This window comes from Psychroflexus sp. MES1-P1E (genome assembly GCF_002836055.1).
Classification (GTDB): domain Bacteria; phylum Bacteroidota; class Bacteroidia; order Flavobacteriales; family Flavobacteriaceae; genus Psychroflexus.
In genome coordinates this window covers 1-3,068 of record NZ_PJBS01000224.1, presented here as the reverse complement: position 1 = coordinate 3,068, position 3,068 = coordinate 1, and the positions used below count along the sequence as shown (strand labels likewise).

Annotated in this window: 1 protein-coding gene; it reads left to right on the top strand. The window is 33.1% G+C overall.

The features are described from left to right. The first annotated feature begins 669 nt into the window (after positions 1-669). Positions 670-2,895 carry a ribonuclease R gene (gene rnr, locus CXF67_RS09045; RefSeq protein ID WP_102088463.1) on the top strand — a complete coding sequence of 742 codons (2,226 nt, stop codon included), beginning with the start codon at positions 670-672 and terminating at the stop codon, positions 2,893-2,895. Positions 2,896-3,068 lie beyond the last annotated feature (173 nt).

Below are 3,068 nucleotides of genomic sequence, written 5' to 3'. Positions count from 1 at the left end.
ATATTAGTTTAGTATCTTTTAATTGACTGTGTGTTTTAAAACCAAATAGTGTTATCAATTACATTACAAAGAAAAGCGAAACAATGAGAAGGTTATTTGTAATGTGTGTTCTTTGCACTTATAGCCAAGAAACGAATGAGGTTATCAGTATAAAACTTCTTAATCGAGGGAGTCATAGCGAAATGGAAAGCTAATTTAAGGTTTATAGTCATTATTTACAATATGGTTTAAAACGGTATCTTTTGGTTGCAACATGAAGAGTTTTTAAGCAAAGTGATTTGACAACGATAAGAACACTAGCTTTAAGAGCTTTTATAGGCAATGACACTTATGAATAAAATAGTGATCAGGCAAAGAGATGACAATACTATTCCAATAGGGATACATTGCAATTGGAAATACAAAAAAAAATAGACCTAAAGAAATTTTATAAAATAAAGTAAAAATACCTCCAGTTATATTTCAATGAATCTATTCAAAAATTCTAAAGGAGGTGTTTAGGAAAGACTTTTAAAAAGTCTAATGATAGCTATTATAACAGTAAAAAAAATACCTTACAGATATTTAATTGTTAAATGATTAGTATTGTGGACTTAACAAAGATTTAGTATAGCGATTCAAGTTTCAAATTATATTATCTTATTTTAGCAAAGATTATTTTAAATATTTATGAGTAAAAAGAAAAAAGGAAAAAAGCCTTTCCAGTCAACACCGGAAAGGGATGGAGGCTTATCAAAAAAGATATTAGACCTCTTTAAGAAGGAACCAGAAAAAGGATTTGACTTTAAATATATTCTAGAAAAGTTAAAAATTGACGATACCAAAACTAGAAATAGTGTTATTCGTCTACTAGGTCAACTTACTGCAAAAGGTCAACTAAAACAGATTGAAGACAAAAAATTCCAGTTTGCAGCTGTAGATGATTTCCATACCGGAACTATCGATATGACGTCTCGCGGAGATGCGTATGTCGTCATAGAAGATATGGAACAAGACGTCTATATTTCAAACAAGAATTTAAATCACGCTTTGGATGGAGATGAAGTTAAAATCTACGTTTTCAAAAAAAGAGAAAAATCAAAGTCTGAAGGTGAAGTTATTTCTATACTTACGCGTTATAAAACCGATTTTGTTGGAGTTTTACATAAACAAGAAAAATTTGGTTTTGTTGTCGTTGGTAATTCAAAAATGTACACAGATATTTTTGTACCCAACGACAAAATGCACGGTGCCGAAGATGGTCTCCTTGTAAAAGTAAGAATAGTACAATGGAAGGATAAAGATGATTCACCAAAAGGTGAGATCACAGAAGTGCTTGGGGTCCCTGGAGAGCATAACACAGAAATGCATGCCATTTTAGCAGGCTATGGTTTACCAGAACAATTTCCACCCGAAGTGGAAGAATTTGCTAATGGTATAGATACCAAAATCCATTCTTCAGAAATAAAGAAAAGAAGAGACCTTCGAGACACCCTCACTTTCACTATTGATCCTGCAGATGCCAAAGATTTTGATGATGCCTTAAGCTTCAAAAAAATGGACAATGGTAATTATGAAATAGGAATTCACATTGCCGATGTTGCACATTACGTTCAGCCAGGAACTATTTTGGATGAGGAAGCTTACAATAGAGCAACTTCTATTTATTTGGTAGATCGTGTGGTTCCTATGCTCCCAGAAATATTATCTAATGGAGCTTGTTCTCTTAGACCCAATGAAGAAAAATATACCTTTTCAGCTTTATTTGAATTAACGCCAAGAGGAGATGTGAAAAGTGAATGGTTTGGAAGAACAGTAACCTATTCTGATGCCAGATTTGCTTACGAAGAAGCTCAATTTGTTATCGATTCTGAAGATAAACACATTCCATCAGATATTTCGTTGTCTAAGAAAGCATACGACATCCGTCCAGAATTAGTTGACGCTATAACGACGATGAACGACCTATCTAAAATAATGCGTAAAGAGCGTATGAACCAAGGGGCTATTTCTTTTGATAAGGTGGAAGTTAAATTCCATTTGGACGAAGACAATAACCCTAAAGGAGTATATGTGAAAACAAGTCAAGATGCTAATAAGTTGATAGAAGAATTTATGCTTTTAGCCAATAGAAAAGTATCTGAATTCATAGGGAAACGCAAACCACCAAAAACCTTTGTGTACCGTTGCCACGATGAACCTCAACCAGACAGGTTGGAAGCCTTAAATACAGTAGTTTCCAAATTTGGATATTCTCTTGATTTTAAAAATAAAAAAAATATTGCCAACACATTAAATGGTTTATTAGAAGATGTAAAAGGCAAAAAAGAACAAAATCTTGTAGATACACTTACCATAAGAACGATGAGTAAAGCCTACTACTCTACTCAAAATATTGGGCATTACGGTTTAGCTTTCGACTATTATTCTCATTTTACATCGCCCATAAGACGTTATCCAGATGTTATGGCTCATAGACTTTTGCAACGCTATATAGATAAGGAACAAAGTGCTAGTGAAACGGAGTATGAAGAGAAGTGTAAGCACTCTAGTGAGATGGAAAAACTAGCGACCAATGCAGAGCGAGATTCTATTAAGTACATGCAGGTTAAGTATATCCAAGACCAAGAAGAAACCGAATATAAAGGTGTTATTTCTGGTGTGACAGATTTTGGAATCTTTATTGAAATTTCAGAGAACAAATGCGAAGGGATGGTTCGACTAAAAGACATTTCTGATGATCATTACGATTTTAACGAAGAGCACTATGCCATCATAGGACGTCGTACAAAGAAGATGTACCAACTTGGAGAAGAAGTTTATGTTCGCGTTAAAAAGGCAGACTTAGTGAAAAGAACTATAGATTTTGAATTGCTAGGGTCTGTTGAAGAAGTGGATATAGAAAACGAATTATAGAAGCAGTAAAATTTTAAAAGCCAACTTTATAAAAAGACTATTTAATGAATTTTAAAATTCATTAAATAGTCTTTTTTAGATTTATAAAGAATAATTTGTCCTCCTGAACCCGACTGCAGGAGATTGGTTCAGGATTTTTTATTAGAATTATACCAATTTAAACCTATAATGTC

Excerpts from the sequence above, each read along its gene's own strand:
- rnr (WP_102088463.1), top strand. The coding sequence starts at position 670 with ATGAGTAAAAAGAAAAAAGGAAAAAAGCCTTTCCAGTCAACACCGGAA.